Consider the following 21,727-nt stretch of genomic DNA (forward strand, 5'->3'; position numbering starts at 1 on the left):
CTTATTTTCGTCTACGTATTACATAGATATTATATGATTACGTTTATATAAAAGCAAACATTATTTAGTTTTGTCTATATTTTTTTATTTATATATCATCAATAATTCTAGATCATCATTCAGATCTATGTACAAAATAAAAAAGCTACCTGTATACAACGAAGGTAGCTTTGCGGGATAGATGATAAAATCATGTTAAAAGTATACTTAGGATCACCCTGAAATCTATTTGTTATTTGCCCATTCTAATATTTTTCACTGTTCGTTGTTCTAGCGAAAAATTGGAGTAGATTCTTTCTCCACCTTGACCTGTAGGCGCTTGTGGCAATAAACCCACTTTCACTTGCTGATCGACAGGTAAATAAAAGAAACGCACCATATCAAATCGCACTCCATCTAATGAATAATGAAAAGCAAAAGATTGTCCAACACGTGCGATCTGAAGCCATGCAGTATTGCCTTCTACATTATTTCCGTTGGCATCATCGGAGAATGTATTGGTGATTACACTGACGATAGAATGCGTATAAAAATCAGTATATTCAAAACATAATTTCGCCCAGAGATCTACATCTTGCATCACCATAATCGAAGCAGAGTCATATACATCTTGAAAATCATGTTCTACTTGAACACGCATCACAAAATCACCGGATACTTCAGTAAAAAAGAAAGGCGCATTGATAAGCGATTCAGGCGTAATGCCTTCTTCCGATACTCCGCCATGGTTACAAAAGAAATCACTTTGTGCAGGTGCATGCAAAATCACCTTTTCTTCTTCAAAACGTATACTACTTTCATTCAGCCAATTGAAGTTGGCGAAATTGGTCTTTGGCATCGTAGTCTCCTTTTGATATGTATTGTTTTTTCATAGCATAAGATAGCATTGTCTATAGCTACTGTCACTGTATTTTTGTACACACAGCTCTTTATTCCCATGCTTATAATAACCAAAAAACACCGACACGATCATAGACGCAGATCGTGTCGGTGTTTATATATAGCAGATAAATCGAATAACAAATGAAGATGCTATATCCTAATATAGATATTAACGGGTAATGGTATTCGCTACATTGCGAGCTCTTACCGGTTTGGACAATAGATAGAATAATGCAATTCCGAAAGCAACTACGATAATTCCGCCACCTACCCAAGCATTGATAGCGATATTACCTGTATTTTTGATCAATACGCCACCCATCGCTGAACCGACAGCAATACCAATTTGTAATGCTGAGAAGTTAAAGCTTTGTTGGATATCAGAAGATTCCGGTGCATATTGGATCAAGTAACTTTGTTGAGCCGGAGCAAGAGCCCAGCTTAGTGCGCCCCAGATAAACAAGGCAATCGGGAAAATATACACGTATTGACTAGCCATTGGTAAAGTAAACATAATCACAGCGAACACGCTGACTACAAGCAAAATACTTTTTTTACTACCTAGACGATCTGATAATGCTCCACCGATCATCCCACCGCTTACAGCTGCAATTCCGAATACAAAGTATACGATACTGATCCAGTTCGAGTTAAGGCCCATCATCGTTTCAAGGAAAGGTGTAAGGTACGCATATAATGTATAGTGTCCTGCTAATGTAAGCATCGTTACGAGATGAGCACTAATGATTTTAATATCTTTGAGTGAAGCCAGTTGTTGCTTCAATGTCTGCATACGTTCTAAAGGAACATGATCCATAAACAGATGTACAACCACCATTGCTACTAATGTTAAAACAGCAATGGCTAAGAACAATACACGCCAGCCAAATGCTTCTTCAGCCAGTACGCCGAAAGGCAAGCCCAATACGATCGAAGAACTAATACCCATAGAGATAATACCGATAACACGTGCCCGGTATTCGGGAGCAACGATTTTTACTGCAATCGTTAAAGACAGTGTTACAATCAGCGAACCACTTGCCGCTGTAATAATACGAGATAAGAACAAGACACCATACGTCGGGCTCCAAAAAGCAACCAGACTACCCAGTGTAAATACTAACATTGACCAGAGGTATAACTTTTTCCGTTCTACCTTAGCCGTTAATGCTAGTAATGTTGGTCCAGAGATCGCATAAACAAGCGCATAGATCATAATCAATTGCCCTGCTGTACTTACAGATACATTTAGATCGGAAGCGATCTGTGGCAATACACCACCGATAATCAATTCAATCAGACCAACAGTAAATGTAGCAATCGTCAATATTAAGACTTTGAAATTCATATCTATCTTCTCCTTTGTTCTTGATGTCAGCAAGTGACTTGCGTCTATTCCATCAGTGTCCATAGAAGTTTGAGCTCGTAAAGACGCAAAAAAATCCTGACTACAAAAGATGGGTGCGACGAGCACACTTAATTTTGTAATCAGGATTGTTCGGTTCCTGGTAGAGACCCTCAAACCATATTATTGAGGTTATACATTATACATCAATGAATTTTATTTAGTTAGGGTAAAGCTTACAAACCTATAACAACGTCTACTACTGTAATTGATTATGGAAGAAATTTCAACCCCTATTCTTTAAAATTGAGGCTTTTTTCAAGCTTTTTATGCAAAATATGATGAATAAACTTTATTTTATTGAATAATCCTGTACTTCTGGAAAATATTCGAGTTTTTCCGTAAAATATAACCTTGACGATCAATTGTGCTCGTTATATGCTACATAATGAAATCGCATTCAAAAACTTATAACGTTATCGGCGTGTTACCATATAATGGGCATGAGCCAAGCAACGAATACCAGATGCTGTAGAATTTTCTACACGTTTATTATTCGTGACTTGGCTCTTTTTTGCGTGTTCGCTGTTGCTCGATGGAATAGATAAGCGAATAGGGATGTAAAGGAGGCTCACCACATTGAGTAAAGAAAGTATGTTGCTATCGATACAGCGAGTTGTCGGCAACAATATTGTGATGGCTTTTGATGAATCTACAGATATCGAATATGTATTGCTAGGTAAAGGGCTTGGTTTTGCCGCCAAAAATGAAACCACTCTTTCTACTGATGATGATCGTATTGAAAAACGCTTCCGCTTGGAAGATCGAGAACAATTGATGAATCACCCTAGTTTTTTTGAAGATATCGACCATAAAGCGATGGAAGTCTCTGATCAGATTATCCAAATGATCGAACAGCGATTCAACAAAACATTGCATAACAAAATCTATCTGGCTTTGCCAAGTCATATCCAATTCACTGTGTATCGAGTGCGTCATCATATGGAGATTACCAATCCTTTTCTATATGAGACTCAAGTCTGTTTTCCGCAAGAATACGAAGTGGCTTTGCAAGCTTTGCAGATGATCTGTAGTGCTTTTGATATTAAAATTCCTGAAGACGAAGCAGGCTTTCTCACTTATCATATCCATTCGGCTGTCAGTCATGTGCCTGTAGGACAATTGGTCAAAATGTCTACTTTACTCGGTAAATTACAAGCGATGATCGAACAGGAAAAACAGATTACTTTTCAACAAGGAAGTATGAATCAAGTCCGCTTAATGATCCATCTACGCTTTTCGTTAGAACGGATTGTACAAGGATCATTAGTAGAAAATCTTCTTATTCAGCCGATACGAGAACAGTATGCCGAAGAATATATACTGGCGAATAAAATGAAAGTGGTAATGGAAAAAGAGCTAAATGTCTCGATTCCAGAAGATGAGGTTTGCTTTTTGACGATGCATCTTTATCGGCTTTTTCGTACGTATCAGCCTTAATCTTTCAGCTTACACCATAATAAGTCGCCTACTTGCACAGCGAAGATATAGAATCCTTTTCTATTTTGGTTGTGCAGTAGGTATACATGATACATCTATCATATTTATTTAAGGGGGATTACCAATGTTAGGATTTTTGCAAAAGATTGGACGTTCTTTAATGCTTCCAGTCGCTACACTTCCAGCAGCCGCTATTTTACAAGGTCTGGGATTGTTGAATTATGAGACTGATATTCCGTTAGGATCAACAGTCGGAGGATTTATTAATCACTATATCACTCCATTTTTGACAGCAGGAGCAGGAGCCATTTTTAGTAATCTGGCTTTGATCTTTGCAATCGGGGTAGCGATCGGAATTGCTCGTGATGCAGTAGCTGCGTTATCGGCAGTGATTTCGTATCTGATCTTAGTCAAAATATTAAGTATTGTACCTACGATATTCGGTTATATTGGCGATGATGTTAAATTAGACATGGGCGTACTCGGCGGGATACTGGTCGGACTATGGTCAGCGTATCTATACCAACGCTTTTACAATATTAAATTGCCTGAATGGTTAGGGTTCTTCTCAGGTAAACGTTTTGTACCGATGGTTACTGCATTTACGACTATCATTCTTGCTACATTGTTCGGGATGATCTGGAGTCCTATTCAAGACGGGATCGCGATTTTTGGTACATGGGTTGTAGGGCTTGGCGGTATTGGTGCTTTTATATTCGGTATGGCGAACCGTTTGCTCGTTCCGATCGGACTGCATCATGTATTGAACTCTATCGCTTGGTTCCAGATTGGTGATTATACCAATACTTCTGGTGAAGTGGTACATGGCGATCTAACACGCTTTTTCGCAGGCGATCCATCAGCAGGAATGTTTATGTCCGGGTTCTTCCCGATTATGATGTTTGCTTTACCAGCGGCGGCGTTTGCGATTATTCATACCGCTCGTCCTGAAAAGCGTAAAGCTGTAGCTTCGATCTTTATCGGTTCTGCGATCGCTTCATTTTTGACAGGGATTACCGAGCCATTAGAATTTGCATTTATGTTTGTAGCACCTGGATTATATCTAGTACATGCAATTTTGACAGGATTATCCGGTCTGGTTATGTATCTACTCAATATTAAATTAGGTTTTGGATTCTCAGCAGGTCTTATCGATTATCTAGTGAATATGAAGTTAGCGACCAATCCACTTCTTATGATTCCTGTAGGGCTGGTATTTGCAGTCATCTACTATACTTTATTCCGCTTCCTGATCGTGAAATTCAATCTCAAAACACCGGGTCGTGAAGATGATGAACCTGTTGCTAATCTGGAAAAAACACCTTCAGATTCGTTGACACCCACTGCGGCGATTAGTGCACAACCTGAGATTAATGCAAATGATAGCCAAGCGGCTCAAGTGTTGCATCAACTAGGAGGTTCACCAAATATCGAGAGTATCGACGCTTGTATTACTCGTCTGCGTCTGGTGGTTAAAGATGATCGTCAGGTCAATGATGCAGAACTTCGCAAGCTTGGAGCGGCTGGCATCATGCGACTCGGACAAGGCGCTGTACAGGTTATTTTCGGAACCAAATCTGATGCACTTAAAGATGAAATTAAAGATATTATGGGTGACCATTCATAACAGTTTGAACAAGATCGTATCGTACCCATAGACTTTATAACATATAACAATAAGATCTATAACAAAAAGCAGATATTCTCTTTTATAAGAGTATCTGCTTTTTATTATGGATAATTGAAAGTCTCTGTCCAAAATCGGGTAATAGAGAGTTACTTATCTATCAAAGGAGTTCTTAGTATGCCTGAGAAATTTGATTATACGTTAGACTATACGAAGCTAGATCTACGCAAACAGCCTGAATTATATCGAGTCGGTAAAGGCGAGCAAGGCGTGTTAATGGTGGAACCCTATAAAGGTGAAATCTTACCGCACTGGCGCTTCAAAACGCCTGAGATTGCTACCGAATCGTCCGAGAAAATCTATGCGATGTTTCTCGAATATAAGGAAAAAGACGATTTTATCGGGATGGATATGGCTCGTAAATTTCTACAAATGGGTTATACCCGCGCACGTCGTTACACCAATCACAAAGGTGGTCGCAAATATGATGAGAACGGTGAGATTCTACCTTATACCGATGATCCGATCAAAGCCGAAGCTGCTCGCATTTTCAAAGTGAAATGGGATGAAGCCAAAGTCGATCCCGATTATATTCGTATGAAAAAAGAACATCAGCAGAAATACGGCTGATGTTCTTCTAATCGTTCATGATATGATGGAGTATAATTTCACACTAAAGGAAGCTGATTTTGTTGAAAATCAATGAATTGTCTAAGCGTCTGGGTATCTCAACACGCACGATCCGCTTTTACGAACAACATGGCCTATTGCCTTCAGTCCAGCGTGAACACAATCAGTATCGTATCTTCGGAGAAGAAGATATCTGGCGCTTACAGACGATTATAGCGCTTCGTGAAGCAGGTATGGCGATCAAGGAGATCAAGCAAGCGTTAGAACCGCAAGGATTACCAGATAGTCAGCGTCTGCGTTATTATCTGGAATTACAGCGTTCACTACTCACAACACAATGGCTAGAAATGAAACGCATGGCAGAAACGACCGAGCAAATGATACATCTATTGCAGACCCAGCAGACTTTGCCCATTCAAGAGATTTATCATCTGGCAGATCAAGCCAAACATTTACGTGAATTGCGCCAGAACTGGCAAGACCAGTGGAACTTCGATCAGCGTGCGACTACTCATGACCAGGATGTGCATATTCGTCGTGAAGAATATCCTTATTATGAGCAAGCACTGACCTCTACAGCAACATTTATTCATGCTACAGCCGGTGAACATGGACTTGATCTCGGCATTGGTACAGGTAATCTAGCTGGCAAATTAGTAGCATCAGGTGTGCATATGTCTGGTGTTGATCAATCACAGGAAATGCTCAAGCAATGTAAGCACAAATTCCCGATGATCGAGACAAGGATAGGCAATATGCTAGCGATTCCTTATCCAGATGATCATTTCCATTTTGTCGTATCTAGCTTTACATTCAGACATTTGAATCAACAACAACAATTGTTAGCACTGACCGAGATCCATCGTGTACTCAAGCCACATGGACGGCTTTGTTTGACAGACCGTCTGATTGTAGATCAAGCGGTTGTAGAAGATTTATTAATTGATTTATCTGCTAATGGTCTTGAACGCCAATCTGCATATCATCAATGGCAACATCCTGCTTTGCAACAGTGGTTTGAAGAACATGGATATATCACTAAATATCATACGATCGAGCAGAAAGTCGGCTGTGTGCTGGCGGTTTCTTTACATTAAGAAAGCATATCTGCCATATCAGTCGCCGCATCGCCGATTAATTTCAGTCCAAATGTCGATTGCAATACTTCCATTACACCGTCTGAAATAAATTCAGGTGGCTTCGGCCCAATCCGAATATCTTGAATTCCTAGACTGAATAAGCCAAGTAAAATCGCTACTGCTTTTTGTTCAAACCATGACAATACAATACTGACAGGCAATTCAGCCATCGTACAACCGAATGCTTCAGCAAGTGCCATCGCTATTTTGACAGTTGAACCTGAATTATTACATTGCCCCAAGTCCATATAACGAGGAATGTCTGTGCCAGGTACTGTGCCATAATCGATATCATTAAAGCGGAATTTACCACAAGAAGTCGTTAAGATGACGGTGTCTTGCGGAAGTGAGGTTGCAAGTTCACGATAATAATCTCCACCTTTGCCCGGTGCATCACAACCTGCGATCACGAAGAAATGACGAATTTTTTTACTTTGAACAGCTTCAATAATCTCCGGTGCTAATCCTAATACATTGGCATGATGATAGCCTGTGGTCATAACAGCATCGGATTGCATATGTGCTTCAGGTAAAGATAATGCTCTGGCGATCACTTCGCTAAAGTCCTCGGTCTCCATCTTAGTAACCCCTTCTAACCCTGTCACTCCATAAGTGAAAAAGCGATCTGCATAACTACCTTTAATCGGCATTACACAATTGGTTGTCGCTAAAATAGCTCCGGGGAAATTTTCAAATAAACGGCGCTGATCATACCATGCTTTACCGATATTCCCTTTAAGATGAGTGTACTTTTTGAGATGAGGATAACCATGTGCAGGCAACATTTCCGAATGAGTATAGATATTGATACCCAGTCCTTCGGTCTGTTGTAATAAAGCTTCTAAAGCAAATAGATTGTGTCCTGTGACAACGATACATTTGCCTTCGACTTGATTAGAACTGACTGTCACTGGCTGAGGAATCCCGAAGCGATCGGTATGTGCTTGATCCAGTGTATCCATAATATGAAGAGTCGCTTGTCCGACTTGCAACGCCATATCGATATGTTCTTGTACATTGAAGTTAGAATTCGTTAATGTTAAATACAATGCTTCATGTGTGATGCGGTCAACTTCTGGATGGGTATATCCTAATTGACGAGCATGTGTAGCATAAGCTGCTACCCCTTTGAGTCCAAAAATAATCGTATCTTGCAGACTGGCTACCGTCTCATTTTTTCCGCATACGCCGATCACTTTGCAACCACCTGTTGGTGTCTGTTCACATTGATAACAAAACATGATGTGTATCCCCCTTAGTTGTATGTTTCTTTGATTCAAGCATAGACGGATACCCAAAGAGGCAGGGTGATTGTAATCACTTTTTGCAAAATAATCACCAGATGTGACCAAGTGTGTATATACATAAAAATAGAATACAAAAAAACCGTTTTAGCACTTTCTACAGAGTGTAGAAAAAGCACTAAAACGGTTTGTACGATATTAGTATCTTTTACCGATCCATCTTAATAATGATATTATACCGATGCAACAGCTGGAACATTGTCTAGTGATTCCGGTTCATCATGCTGAATAAGAGAATGTTTCTCCCATGCTCTGCTCTTCCAGCGGAAGTACATAATAACAGCACGTACCCATTCATCTGCCGCAATCGCTAACCAGATGCCTGCAAGCCCTAGATTCATTTTGAAAACAAATAGATATCCAAGTGGCAAGCTCATGCAGACCATCGAGATCAATCCCATATAGACAGGGAACTTGGCATCTCCTGACGCACGAAGTGAGTTAATAATAACAATATTACAGGTTCGTCCGGTCTCCAGTAAGAAGCTGAGCAATATGACCTGTGATGCCATTCGAATAATTTCAGGATTATCTGTGAACATACCGATCAATGGCACGCGGAAAATGATAATCAAAATATCCATTACCAGTGTAGCCGCCATCGCCCATTTCACACTGGACCATACGCGTTTGTACGCTTGGTCTTTCAGATTCGCTCCAACAAGACGACCGACAATAATCGCTGTCCCCATTCCAATCGCAATACTGAACAGATAGATAAAGGTCGAGATATTGTTAGCATACTGACGGGAAGCCATTGCTTCACTACCTAGATAAGTAACATAGAATACAAATACCAACTGACATAATTGGTAGGTTACTTGTTCTACCGCAGAAGGTACACCGATTTTCAAAATTTGCATAATATATTTCTTGGTCATACGGAAGTAATCTTTAATCTGAATACGTACTTCCATCACACGATACAATAACCAGAAGAAAATCACTGCACAGATTAGACGACTAACAATCGTAGAGATCGCTGCACCTTGTACACCCATTTGTGGCAGACCCCAATGACCGAAGATCAACAAGTAGTTACCTACAACGTGGATCACGTTCATAAATACCGATACAAACATCGTTTCTTTCGTAAATCCATACGTACGAATCACTGCTGCTAATGTGTTGATCAATGCTTGTAAGAAAATCGCTCCACCAACAATCGCTATATAACTTTCAGCAAGTGCAAGAATCTCACCTTGCAAATGCATTTTCTCCATTAAATGTCCGCCCAACAAAAGGAATGTACCACTGAGCAACAATCCAACTGTTAAATTAAGCGTAATCGCTACTGCTGTAATACGACTAGCTTCTAACACTTTACGAGAACCTATATATTGTGCGACAACGATTGCTGCTCCGTTCCCGATCACTTCCAATACCAGTATTGCAATCGAGATAACCTGATTGGATGTTCCAACAGCAGCGACTGCATTATCCGATACATCACTTAACATTAAAGTATCAACAATTCCCATTAACATGAACAGAAATACTTCTAAAAAGATCGGCCATGTTAACCGGAAAAGATTAAATTGTTTGTTAATTACTGCGTTGCTTTCATTGGTGGATGTCATAGCGCTCATGAAATCACCTTCCTTTTGTTCGTATTCGGGTGTTACTTATACAGGCTATCAGCCTGTTTATTTTCACGTTTTTACATAACGTTTTTCAAACAATTCCGACGGGTTCCTCTTAAACTCTTGGTATCTTAGCACACTATTTTTGCGAATGCACTACCTATTTTGAAATTTTCTGAAAATTTTACATGTTTTTTGATTCTAATTTGCTCAAAGTGGGTATTGTGAAGCTTTTCTCATGAAAAGGTATGATTTTCAATCATTTTACAGTATCGTTTTCACGCTATGATCAACAAAAAAGCATACGATGTCTTGAATAATAACAAGGTCGTATGCTTGATTAGTTGTTTCTATTATTGTTGTACTAAAGTGACTCGAATCTGATTGTAACCTGGAGCTACCGAACGTGGATTGCCTTGAATAGAAACGCCAAATGCATCATCTTTGGTGCCAACTAGACTAAGTGCATCCGGCTGAATACGGTTATTGGATTCCACTACACCTTGCGCACCATAATAAGCTTGATATGCTTTTCCAAGTGTAACGAGATCCATTTGAGTTGCATAGATCATTAACAATTGTTTTTTATCGCCTGCTACCGATTCTCGTAAGCTAATCGATGTCGCATCGGATGGGAAAGGGAAATCCAGTGGCAAATATTTGGTCGTAATCAACGGTGTGTTGACTATGCTCAGTGCTGGATTCACAGGTACAATATTAGTTACTACTTCTGGAGCTGTGCCTGCGGCATCAATACGACCGCTATCATTCGGATTCAATGTTTCTATAGCAGGCGGCGGTGTGGTAGCAGATGGTGTAGATGTATTGATACTAGCTTTATCGGTTACGGTTGGAGTCGTCGTGGCAGTATTAGGAGTCGTTGAAGTACTATTTGAAGTGCCTGTTGAAGTGCTAGCAGGTTTGCTAGTGGCACTAGCATTAGACTTGGGTGTGATCAAAATTTTGTTATTGCTTGAATCATAATTTACATCTGTATTTAGTGCTTCACTGATTGAACGCACTGGTAAATAAGTCGTTCCTTGATACACAATCGGAGACAGCGATTCTCCATTAGGTCCAGTCGGCTTATACGCTTTACCACTGATTTCAATATTAAGATTATGATTAAGCGAAGCTGTAATACTTTCGAGTGTAGAACTTGCATAGACGCCAGCTGATCCTGTTAATGCCATAGCCGCTATATAAATAGGAATAATCCACTTCTTTTTAGACATAATTGTTCCCCTCCTGCTGATTACTAATGAAGTTAGTATTAGTAATATCGGTCAGCGGAAGAGAAACAATTATATGTTATAACTGGATTAAAATAGTTTTTATTAATATTATAGTTTCCAGATACTTTGGAGACGATACACTGTTACATTTATGATTTTGATTTCTCCATTTTTGCTATACAAAAGCATACCGGTATCCTGTGAATCTGGCAAAATCAGATCAGAAAAAACGACCTGACCATCATTGGCAAATACTTCAACCGAAGAAGCATCGACAAAGATACGTAATTGGACTCGGCGATTGATCGGTTGTAGGATTGCAGATTGCCTTTTCGAAAATAATTCAGCAAAGCTGGTATTGCCTGACAACGATCGATCGATAAATAGTGACTGTTCTGCACTGTTATAGCCGATATCTGTTTTGTGGTTATTGCCTTTACGCACTTCAAATCCCCAAGCTTGTGCAGGAGAGGTTGCTGGTAATTCGATTTCGGCTTCAATCTCATAACTGCCTGCTTGCAGATCAGCCAATACATTAGGCGACTGCTCTGAGATCACTTGATTCGTAATCGTTCGTAAAGGTGTACGTAACGAAGACAGTTCAGTCAGTGGTTTTTGGAATAAACGTAACCCTTCTGCTGTATTGCGTAACGATAATTCTCGCGGAATCGTCATTTCACCTTTCCATGCTGTTGTTGGAAAAGCAAATGGATAATCCCAATTGGTCATCCACGCCATCGTTATCCGTCGTCCATCCGGTACATGAGCAAATGACATTGCCGCATAAAACTCTTTTCCCCAGTCTACTTTTAATACTTTACCAGCTGGATTGCTATTGATAAATGTACCCGCAGGAGTGAGATCGCCGATAAAGTATTCTGCATCTGAACCTGCTGTTTGCGGATTGGCTCCTGTGCTGATCATCAACACCCATTTGATATGTCCTTGATCGTCGGGTAAAGGAAATAGATCAGGGCATTCCCATACTCCGCCTCGGATATAATCGCCATAGCCAAAATTATCTGTCCATGTCCAATCGATCAAATTGGTTGAAGTAAAAAAGCGAATATGATCTCCGCCAGACACCACCATTACCCAGCGTTGATTGGCTTCATCTCTTACTACTTTAGGATCACGGAAGTCCCATCCACCAGCTTCAGTAGACGTATGACCTGGATTTTGGATAACGATCGGATGGTCTTGTGAATATTGCCATGTGCGTCCTTTATCTGTGCTGTAAGCTAATCCTATTTTCTGATTGCCATTAGGCGCATCAGGATCATAAGAAGTATAATAAGCAATCAATCCTTTGCCACCCGAAGAACCAAATAGACCGGAAGCATTTGTAGTATCAGCGATAGCCGATCCTGACCAAATATGCCCTAGATCGTTCCATTTTAGAGCAAACGGAAGCCTTTTCCAGTGAACAAGATCTGTGCTTACTGAATGTCCCCATTGTCCTCCATCTTGATAAAATAAATGATATTCGCCTTCAAAATACACCATTCCATTTGGATCGCTGATCCAGTTACGTGAAGCAGAATAATGATATTGTGGACGATATTGTTCTGTATAATAATCGGCTGGTGCTGTAACAAACACATCTTGAAAAATAATCTGGCCGCCTTGCGCAATCATACCGGTATACCCTTGGGTGTAACTGTTGTCTGTTACTGTAATAGCGGCTGGTGTGTATCCATCGATAAAGACTTGAATACGATTTTGGATCATTCGAATTTCTAGATGATGATTACTGCTGAGCTGATGCATATAATTTTGAGCAGATTTGGCGATCAGTGTTCCATCTCTTTTTCTCAACTCGACACTGATAGTATTGCCTTGATTGCGTAGATAAGCGATATAACCTGTAGTCGCTTTATCGTTAGCATGGAAAATCAGACCTGCTGTACTGCCCTGTCTATTGTCTGCAAACGAAATATCTGCTTCGGCGATCAGATCGGTTGAACGCAGATTGTATACTTTTATAGACTCTTGCGTTGCAGTGACGATCTTTCCAGAGATATGAGGCATCCATATCCCTGTAGTAAGCAAAGGGGTTTTTAGATTGGTATTGAGATCGCTAAGAATAACATTTTGAAAAGTTACACTTCCATCCCATACATGCAAGCCCAGATAACCGGAATGATAGGTGGTATCTGTTACTTGCATCACAGGACGATACTGCTTATCCCAATAGACGCTTAACTGAGAGCCGCTGGCTTTGACTTTCAAATGATACGTCTGCCCAGCTTGAACATCGACATCATATGACTGTTGCAAAGTACTATTCGTTCCTGAAGCATCTCGAAGCTGAAGCTGCCCGGATGTTGGCTTAATCTGTAACCAGTAACTAGCTCCCCCTTCAGCATCAGAGCGAAAAACAAGTGAAGCATCTGTCTGCATATCTTGAATAGTCACATCGGCTTCATAGACAAAATCAGCCGATAATGTCGCTGATATCGCACTGACATTTTCTTTGGTATCTGAAGTTAATACGATCCCTGCTGTACTGTCTCTCATCGTTCCTTTTCCTTTGATCATCCATGAGGAGATATTGGTTTTGGCCTGAGTAATCGTTACTGCACTACTTGATACAAGAGTAGTCTCTGGTGTTGCTGTCGCCTGTGCAGAAGTTATCCCTACCAGACTGAGACTGCATAATATCAGCATGATGACCGCTATCAATCTATACGTGAAGATAGATAAGATACCTGTATGCTTCATCTGTTCTTTCCTCTCTATGCGCCCATGATGATACGAGATTGTTGGATCAAGAAGGTATTAGCTGATAGATATGAAATGATGCCACTGGTAGATCTTGACTCAGTGATTGAATATCTAACCCCTGTGCATCAGGTTCTGGAAAAATAAGATCGGTGATAACGACTTGTCCATCATTAGCAAATAGTTCAATAGAAGAGCGATCTACGTAGATACGTAAATCAATCACCGATTGATCTTGATGCACGTTGGCTATATGTTTTCCTGCAAAGTCAGGGTGGAAATGATGATCTCCTGAATCGGTGCGATCGATATAAATTTCACCTTTATCCCCTTCATACCCGACAACAGTCGCTTGATGCTGTGATGTACGTAATTTCAAAGCAAATTGACTATGAATATCAGCGGTCATATGAATCTCATAACTTTCCAATAGTAAAGTGTTCAGCTTGCTCTGAATATCTGCGATAGTGACATGTTCTAACGATAGTATCGTGTTACGCATCGGGAGTAACTCTTGTACAGGTTGTTGAATAAGGGTTATGCCTTGAGCTCGCTGTTCTAACGTAAGTTCGCGCGGTAGAGACATCGCCCCACGCCACAATTCGGTAGGCGTTAGATTGGCATATTTCCAATTGCTCATCCAGCCGATACATATACGCCGACCATCTTCAGCCGGAATATCTGACCAGCATACACCTGCATAATGATCTCGCCCATAATCAAGCCAGCGCACCTTATAAGAAGAAGCATCCGGTGTAAATGTAGTTCCATCAAAGTCTCCGATAAAATATTGAGTTCGTGACCCTTCGATATATTCATCACTGCTTCCAATACTGACTAACATCACCCATTTGGTGATTGCCGATTGACCATCGACCACTAATGGGAACAGATCAGGGCATTCCCACACTCCATCATGCGAACCTATCCCTTCTCCAAATTCACTAAGAAATGTCCACTCTTTCAAATTCGGTGAACGATACAAATGAACGGTCTGCCCGCAAGCTAGAATCATAATCCACTGTTCCGTAGCTTGATGCCAGAATACTTTGGGATCACGAAAATCGATCAGTTCCTTATGTTCTAATACAGGATTGCACTGATATTTGATCCATGTTCGACCTGCATCCAGACTGTACGCTAGACTTTGTCGTTGCTGAGCACGATCCAATTCATGGTTATGATCATGATGGGTAAAGATAGCGACTAATCCAGCTTGTCCGCCAAAAAAACCTGTAGAATCGTGCCAATCGACCACTGCACTGCCAGAGAAAATAGTGCCGTACTCATCAGGTGCTAGTGCGATAGATTGTTCCTGCCAGTTCACCAGATCTGAACTGATGGCGTGTCCCCAATGCATCGGTCCCCATGTTGTTCCATCGGGATGGTATTGAAAAAAGAGATGATACTCATCATTAAAATAGACCAATCCATTCGGATCATTGATCCACCCTTGCTGAGGGGTAAAATGATATAGCGGTCGGTATTTTTCTTGTGATTGAATAATCATAATAATAAAGCTCCTTCGGTATCGTTATAGTCACTGTTGATGCTATTGCTGATTGCGGTCATATCCTGATTGTTTGATTTGTAGCCATTCTTGTAGTCCCAGACGATCTAATTCTTGTAGATATGCAGGCCATTCTTCATTCACTTTGCCATTTTGATACCATTCTGTACGTTTGCGTTGGACATAAGCGAACAGATCCGTTTCTATCGTCGATAAGCGATCCAACTCTTCAATAGAAAAGAATACTTTAGGATAAATATGATCAGCTTGCATATGCGGAACCATTACTTTCTTCATTAGTTTTAATCGTGCTGCCGCATCATCAGGCATTGTTGTGTATTTGCCGTAATACTCATTGAGAACTGCTAGCGGGCCAGCGATATTGGTTTTTTGACGTACTTCAACAGGCGCTGATCCTTCTAAAGAAAGATGTTCTAACATGCCTTTCTTTTTATCGAATTTGAAAATATTTTGCTCTTTAGTATCTCCATACGTTCCCCAGTTATCTTGTACCGATTGTAGTGGCTCGTATAATTGATCGATCCATTTAGCTGTTGCTTCTATTTGTTGATTGGTACTGGTAATGACCATCTTACCGCGGTCAAATCCCATTCCATTTGTACGGGTTACATTAATCTGTCCATTTGGGCCAGCCAACGGATTCATCAATTCATAATCATCATTAGAACCGGTAATATTGGCTTTGTCCCATGTGAAATACAATCCGTAACGTTTGTCTTTTCCTTTTGCTAGATACGTATTCCAATCTTGTTGAGAAGATTCCACATCAATTAGACCTTCTTGATACAAGCTATGAATATAATTGATCGCATCTTTGTATCCGTTATCCGATGCGGTAAAAACAACTTTGCCATCATTGGTAACGACAGTATGATCCCAGTTATCGCCGAGTCCAAATGATCCATACAAAAAGGTCAAATCTTCGCCACCTGGCTTATCGATAAAAGATAGCGGAATTTCATCAGCTTCTCCGTTACCGTTCGGATCTTGCGTTTTGAAAGCGATCAATACTTGTTTTAACTCTTCTGTCGTTTTAGGCATTTTAAGCCCTAACTTTTTGAGCCATGCTTGGTTGATCCAAGGGAAATCATCTACCGATTGAATCGCTTCTTTACCTGTCCCTAATTCTTCAATCCATGGGAAAGAATAAATATGTCCGTCTGGCGCTGTAATCATTTTTTTGTACTCAGGTGCTTTTTTTAATACTTTTTGAAAATTAGGCATATAGTTGTTGATCAGATCATCTACCGGAATAATCACGCCATCTTTAGCTAATTTGAGCAGATCGTAATCGCTATATCCAGCATCAAAGATACCATCTGGAAGATCGCCACTCGCAACTGCCAAATTTCTTTTTTCCACAAACTGATCGGTCGTGTAATTTTTCCAGTTGATATGAATACCTGTTTTTTCTTCCAACCGTTTATTGATTAATTTATCGTTCGGATCAGCAGGAGCAAGCGCAGAACTTTGGGTCAAAAAATTCAAAGTCACTTTACCATTGGGATCGGTATTTTGATTGGATGCACCCGAGTTGCAACCTGTTAAAAGTAGCGCTATTGTTAAGCCAGAGATAGACACTTTTTGGATCATTTTCATTATATTTGCCTCCATTACTGTATTGAGATGCCCTGCTTATTTGAGCGAACCGACCATAACACCTTTTTCAAAATACTTTTGGAAAAATGGATACATCACTAACAACGGCAGACTTGAAATCACAATCGAAGAATATTTGATCATTTCAGATAGACGCTTCAGCTCTGCCATCGCCAATTGATCACCGATCATACCGGGCATCGTCTGGTTCTGAATCAAAATAGAACGCAACACCAATTGCAACGGATACAGCTTCGCATTATCAAGATAGATCATGGCATCAAAATAAGAATTCCATTGACCGACAAATGCATATAAAGCGATGACAAAAATAATAGGCTTGGACAGCGGCAATACGATACGGAAAAAGATCGTCCAATCGTTTGCTCCATCGACATTCGCGGCTTCTTTTAATTCATTTGGAATACCTTTGAAAAACGTACGTGCTAGAATAATATCCCAGACATTCACAATCCCCGGTAATAAGATCGCCCAGACTGTATCTAACATGCCTAGATTTTTGACTAGCAAATACGTAGGAATCAATCCACCGCCAAAAAACATCGTGACTATAAACATGGTCATAAATAGATTGCGACCTTTTAATTCATTTACAGATAACGCATAACCTGCAAATACAGACACAATCACTGTTAAAATCGAAAAGCTAACCGAGTAAAACACAGAATTGATAAATCCGCGCGTCATCGCTTCATTGCCCAAAATTTTGCGGTATCCTTCTAAGCTCCAACTGGATACATTAAAGGAAATCCCTTTATTGAGTAGAGCGATAGGGTCCATAAAGGAAGCGATTACAATATAGATAAGCGGTACGATAATAATCAGTACTGAGAACGTCAGCAGAATATAATTTAAAATAATAATGAACCGATCCATACGTGAGGATGCCATATTCATCTGGTACACCTTCCTTAATAGAGGCCTTCGCCTTCATTGAGTTTTTTCACTACAAAGTTGACAGCTACTAATAAAAAGACGTTGATCACAGAATTAAATAATCCAACTGCCGCAGAATAAGAATAATCACCTGCTTGTAGCCCTACTTTGTATACATAGGTTGCAATAATCTCAGAGGAAGGTAAATTCATAGATGTCTGCATTAAGTATGCTTTTTCAAAACCTATCGACATAATGCCTCCTGCCGCTAAAATAAACACAATCGCCATAATCGGTCGAATCGTTGGTAGATCAATATGCAGAATACGTTGTAGTAGATTAGCTCCATCCAGACTTGCCGCATGATGTAGCTCAGGATCAACACCTGCCAAAGCCGCCACATAAATGATAGAAGACCATCCTGCACCCTGCCAGATTCCTGACAAAATATAGATCCATCTAAAATATTCGGGTTCTGACATAAACATCAGCGGTTGACCAAATATCGCACTGACCAGTTGATTGATAGGACCGACAGGCGATAAAAAGATAAATAACATCCCGACAATAACAACAACAGAGATAAAGTTCGGTGCATACAACACCAGTTGTACATTTTTCTTTATTTTGGCTTGTCGGACTTGATTGAGCATTAGCGCTAGTACAATAGGAATAGGAAAGCTACAGATTAGACCTAGCAAGCTTAACGAAATCGTGTTGGTAAAAATATCTGTGAAATTCGGTGAATGTAAAAACTTTTCGAAATATTTAAGCCCGACCCAATCACTTCGCAAAATACCTTTGAGTGGACTGAAGTCTTTAAAAGCAATAATCGCTCCGTACATCGGAATATATTTAAATACGATCGTCAGTATAAGAGCCGGGGCTAACAACGCGTATAGAAAATAATGATTTTGCTTTTTTTTCAATGTTTTCCTGTGTATCGTTTCACCTTTTCCTGCTTTTATTTTCTGTCCTACTCCATCCACATGATTTCACTCCTTTAAGTCCTATTCTGTTTTTAAGAAAGGGCTTACATTTTGTAATACATGACTATGATTTACAATTTAACAAACAAATTGTTCATTCGTCAATACGTTTTGTAAAAATATTATTTTACATTTGCATTTAATTAATTGACATTAATTCATTAAATAAAGATAATAAATGTACATTATGCACAAATTTAAGTTTACATTTGTAAAATCAGTTTGCTATTCAATGCGAATTATTATACATTTAATACAAATAACGAATACACAATATAGACCTGATAACGAATCGTTTCTTTTGAAAATATGTGATGATTAAAGGTGGACAAACGATCATGAAGAAAGAAAAAGTGACTATTCAGGATATTGCAGACGCTCTAAATATATCCCGCAATACCGCTTCCAAAGCTATTAATGGCAATACAACGATCCCGATTGAAACACGAAATAAAGTCATTCAAAAAGCAGCCGAATTAAAATATAAACAATTTGCTTATGTAGAATCTGACTATTTAATGCCCAAGTCTACCGGTAATGTCGCTCTGTTAACGTCAAGTCTGCCTAACAATTCGCATTTTGGTTCTTTTCTGATTAGTGGATTTGAAAAGCGAATGAGTATGGAAGGATATACGATCTCTATTCATATTGTGCGTGAAGCAGATATTCAGTCCTTGACGTTACCTAACAATTTTGAAGCTTCCAAAATGGATGGTATTATTTGTATCGAATTATTTGATAGCGATTACAGTAAAAAGATCACCAGTCTCGGATTGCCTACGATCTTTATTGACTGTGCAGTCGATCTACCTTCGCCTTCATTACAAGCCGATCTACTCCTTATGGAAAATGAACATAGTGTATACGAAATGACCAAAACGTTAATACAGCAAGGCCATCAACGAATAGGTTTTGTAGGCGATTATAATCACTGTAAAAGCTTTAACGAACGCTGGATCGGCTTCAATCGAGCTTTGGTAGAGGCAGGGATTGCTTTGGATCGATCTTGTTGTATTTTGGGTAAAGATAGAGAATTTTTCGAGGAAAAAGATTGGATCGATCGTCACTTCAAAGCGATGTCTCACAAACCTTCTGCTTTTGTATGTACGAATGATTTTATCGCTGTTCATCTTGTACAAGTACTCAAAGCCAATCAAATAAAAATACCTGAAGACATATCGGTCTGTGCTTTTGATGATGCTTCAGAATCTCGGATTGTCGATCCTCCTTTAACTACAGTGCACATCTTTAGTACTGATATGGGAATCAATGCCGCAGAAACATTGTTAGCTCGTATCAAAAATCCGAATCGTCCGTATCAAATATCGCATGTACAGACTCATCCTATTTTTCGTGAATCTTCGGCTGTACTGCATCAATCATCGCTTCCATCTCAATCTTAAGCAAAAAGCTTGCAACGACCCTTTAAACAAGGATCAGTGCAAGCTTTTTTGGTTATTCTATATTCAAATCTAATCTGTATCACAATCAATCAGCAGAAGCAGGTTGTTCGGTCCATGTGAAATTGATCTGATTATAATTCGGTTGATTTGGTAATGGATTGCCTTGAATCGAAATTCCGTAACTTCCTTCTACTTCTCCTACAATACTTAATGAATCGGAATCAATAATCGAGTTGGTCTCATTTAATCCTTGTCCCTCAAAATAGGTCTGATAAGCGTTGCCCAAAGTCACCAGATCTTCCTGGGTAGTATAAATAATAAACGATTGCTTTTCTCCATTACCAGCCAGATCTTCATTCACACTTGTGGCATGCGCATCCGATGGAAACGGAATATCTTGCGGTAAATACTTGGTTGGAAATACCTGTGTCGTCATCGTAATCGGTGCAGTATTCATACTTGTATTCGCAGAGGTTGTGCTGGTTGTTCCATTTGCAGTACTGGTTGGTGGTGTAGAATTGATAACCACTTGATTAGCTGTAGCATCATATTTGACTCCCACTTGAAGGGCATCTGCTATAGAACGTACAGGAAGATACGTTGTGCCTTGATACGTGATCGGTGCTAATGTCTGTCCATTCGCTGTTGGCGTATATGCACTTCCATTGACTTGAATCGAAAGACCGTTATTAAGATAAGCACTTATCGATTGCAAATTAGCTCCTGCATAGACTCCTGTTGATCCAATCAGTGTTGCTCCTGCTATACAAGCGGTAACGATCCATTTACGTGAAATCATTCATATCCTCCTTATGATATATAACGTTATATATCATATCGGACAATCAGCTTTACCTAATTATATGTTATATATGGTTTTTTTAACCATTTTCTAAAAAGACGATTGTTGTTGCTATACAACATTACATTCAAGCTTATTCTTCTCGATTGCGTTGGTGTCGCTCAATCTGTTCTCTCATATGACGATCATATCCATTTTGGTGCATCCACACACTATTATTAACTTGTGCAATCTGCCCGATCCCAAATAAAATGCTGATCACCAGAAAAATTAAACCGTAGGCATACATAAAATATCCCATATAAAAGCACGTTATAATTCCGATAAAAACAATAATGGATAATCCCCATAATATCCGGCGCATGACTTTTTTCATATAGTTCTCCTTGCTATTTTTGTATGATCTCTTAATGTCTTATATACGAAGATAGAAGTAGGATGGGTTCAAAATATCGCTTTGTATATTTTTACTTATAAAATTTGTTTAAAATAGGTGATGACTTTTTACAAAGCTAGAGTATAATGATATACGCTTGC

17 protein-coding genes and 1 riboswitch are annotated in these 21,727 nt (G+C 39.6%); of the genes, 5 read left to right on the plus strand and 12 right to left on the minus strand.

What is annotated here, in order from left to right:
• Window positions 1–232: 232 nt before the first annotated feature.
• Together PQ456_RS20995 and PQ456_RS21000 are read right to left on the minus strand one after the other, a co-directional pair.
• Complete coding sequence (locus tag PQ456_RS20995) at window positions 233–838, minus strand: DUF1349 domain-containing protein (protein WP_273613954.1); 606 nt, start codon at window positions 836–838, stop codon at window positions 233–235.
• Between the two features lie 213 nt (window positions 839–1,051).
• Window positions 1,052–2,230 (minus strand): MFS transporter, encoded by a 1,179-nt coding sequence (locus PQ456_RS21000; RefSeq protein ID WP_273613955.1) that lies wholly within the window; start codon window positions 2,228–2,230, stop codon window positions 1,052–1,054.
• Window positions 2,231–2,347: 117 nt separating this feature from the next.
• Window positions 2,348–2,447, minus strand: a riboswitch (purine riboswitch).
• A gap of 419 nt (window positions 2,448–2,866) precedes the next feature.
• On the opposite strand from PQ456_RS21000, the gene PQ456_RS21005 reads away from it, so the two are divergent.
• The 4 genes from PQ456_RS21005 (at window position 2,867) to PQ456_RS21020 (ending at window position 7,081) form a co-directional block, all read left to right on the plus strand.
• A complete protein-coding gene (locus tag PQ456_RS21005; RefSeq protein WP_273613956.1) occupies window positions 2,867–3,727 on the plus strand; it encodes a BglG family transcription antiterminator in 861 nt (286 codons plus the stop codon).
• Between the two features lie 124 nt (window positions 3,728–3,851).
• Complete coding sequence (gene nagE, locus PQ456_RS21010) at window positions 3,852–5,354, plus strand: N-acetylglucosamine-specific PTS transporter subunit IIBC (RefSeq protein ID WP_273613957.1); 1,503 nt, start codon at window positions 3,852–3,854, stop codon at window positions 5,352–5,354.
• Window positions 5,355–5,531: 177 nt separating this feature from the next.
• Window positions 5,532–5,984, plus strand: coding sequence for a DUF4385 domain-containing protein (locus tag PQ456_RS21015; RefSeq protein ID WP_204826092.1), 453 nt, complete (start codon window positions 5,532–5,534; stop codon window positions 5,982–5,984).
• Between the two features lie 59 nt (window positions 5,985–6,043).
• Window positions 6,044–7,081 (plus strand): MerR family transcriptional regulator, encoded by a 1,038-nt coding sequence (locus PQ456_RS21020; protein WP_273613958.1) that lies wholly within the window; start codon window positions 6,044–6,046, stop codon window positions 7,079–7,081.
• Here the strand turns inward: PQ456_RS21020 and hcp are convergent.
• The 8 genes from hcp to PQ456_RS21060 all read right to left on the minus strand — a co-directional run bounded on the left by hcp (window position 7,078) and on the right by PQ456_RS21060 (window position 18,964).
• The gene (gene hcp, locus PQ456_RS21025) at window positions 7,078–8,364 is read right to left on the minus strand and encodes a hydroxylamine reductase (protein ID WP_273613959.1); all 1,287 of its coding nucleotides are present in this window, start codon (window positions 8,362–8,364) and stop codon (window positions 7,078–7,080) included. The two genes, PQ456_RS21020 and hcp, sit on opposite strands and share 4 nt — an antisense overlap.
• Before the next feature lie 236 nt (window positions 8,365–8,600).
• Window positions 8,601–10,016 carry an MATE family efflux transporter gene (locus PQ456_RS21030; RefSeq protein WP_273613960.1) on the minus strand — a complete coding sequence of 472 codons (1,416 nt, stop codon included), beginning with the start codon at window positions 10,014–10,016 and terminating at the stop codon, window positions 8,601–8,603.
• Between the two features lie 347 nt (window positions 10,017–10,363).
• A complete protein-coding gene (locus PQ456_RS21035; RefSeq protein ID WP_273613961.1) occupies window positions 10,364–11,245 on the minus strand; it encodes a stalk domain-containing protein in 882 nt (293 codons plus the stop codon).
• A 108-nt stretch (window positions 11,246–11,353) separates the two neighbouring features.
• A complete protein-coding gene (locus tag PQ456_RS21040; protein ID WP_273613962.1) occupies window positions 11,354–13,969 on the minus strand; it encodes a glycoside hydrolase family 32 protein in 2,616 nt (871 codons plus the stop codon).
• 46 nt (window positions 13,970–14,015) lie between these two features.
• Complete coding sequence (locus PQ456_RS21045) at window positions 14,016–15,479, minus strand: glycoside hydrolase family 32 protein (RefSeq protein ID WP_273613963.1); 1,464 nt, start codon at window positions 15,477–15,479, stop codon at window positions 14,016–14,018.
• Window positions 15,480–15,521: 42 nt separating this feature from the next.
• Window positions 15,522–17,099 carry an ABC transporter substrate-binding protein gene (locus tag PQ456_RS21050; protein ID WP_273613964.1) on the minus strand — a complete coding sequence of 526 codons (1,578 nt, stop codon included), beginning with the start codon at window positions 17,097–17,099 and terminating at the stop codon, window positions 15,522–15,524.
• Between the two features lie 36 nt (window positions 17,100–17,135).
• Window positions 17,136–18,017 carry a carbohydrate ABC transporter permease gene (locus PQ456_RS21055; protein WP_273613965.1) on the minus strand — a complete coding sequence of 294 codons (882 nt, stop codon included), beginning with the start codon at window positions 18,015–18,017 and terminating at the stop codon, window positions 17,136–17,138.
• 14 nt (window positions 18,018–18,031) lie between these two features.
• Window positions 18,032–18,964 carry an ABC transporter permease gene (locus tag PQ456_RS21060; protein WP_420540676.1) on the minus strand — a complete coding sequence of 311 codons (933 nt, stop codon included), beginning with the start codon at window positions 18,962–18,964 and terminating at the stop codon, window positions 18,032–18,034.
• 359 nt (window positions 18,965–19,323) lie between these two features.
• Here PQ456_RS21060 and PQ456_RS21065 point away from each other — a divergent pair, with 359 nt between their 5' ends.
• On the plus strand, window positions 19,324–20,388 hold the full coding sequence (locus tag PQ456_RS21065; protein WP_273613966.1) for a LacI family DNA-binding transcriptional regulator: 1,065 nt from the start codon (window positions 19,324–19,326) through the stop codon (window positions 20,386–20,388).
• An 85-nt stretch (window positions 20,389–20,473) separates the two neighbouring features.
• On the opposite strand, the gene PQ456_RS21070 is transcribed toward PQ456_RS21065, so the two are convergent.
• Window positions 20,474–21,187 (minus strand): stalk domain-containing protein, encoded by a 714-nt coding sequence (locus tag PQ456_RS21070; protein ID WP_273613967.1) that lies wholly within the window; start codon window positions 21,185–21,187, stop codon window positions 20,474–20,476.
• 136 nt (window positions 21,188–21,323) lie between these two features.
• Window positions 21,324–21,566, minus strand: a complete 243-nt coding sequence (locus PQ456_RS21075; protein ID WP_273613968.1) for a hypothetical protein — start codon at window positions 21,564–21,566, stop codon at window positions 21,324–21,326.
• Window positions 21,567–21,727 lie beyond the last annotated feature (161 nt).

It is taken from the genome of Paenibacillus kyungheensis, assembly GCF_028606985.1.
GTDB classification, from domain to species: domain Bacteria; phylum Bacillota; class Bacilli; order Paenibacillales; family Paenibacillaceae; genus Saccharibacillus; species Saccharibacillus kyungheensis.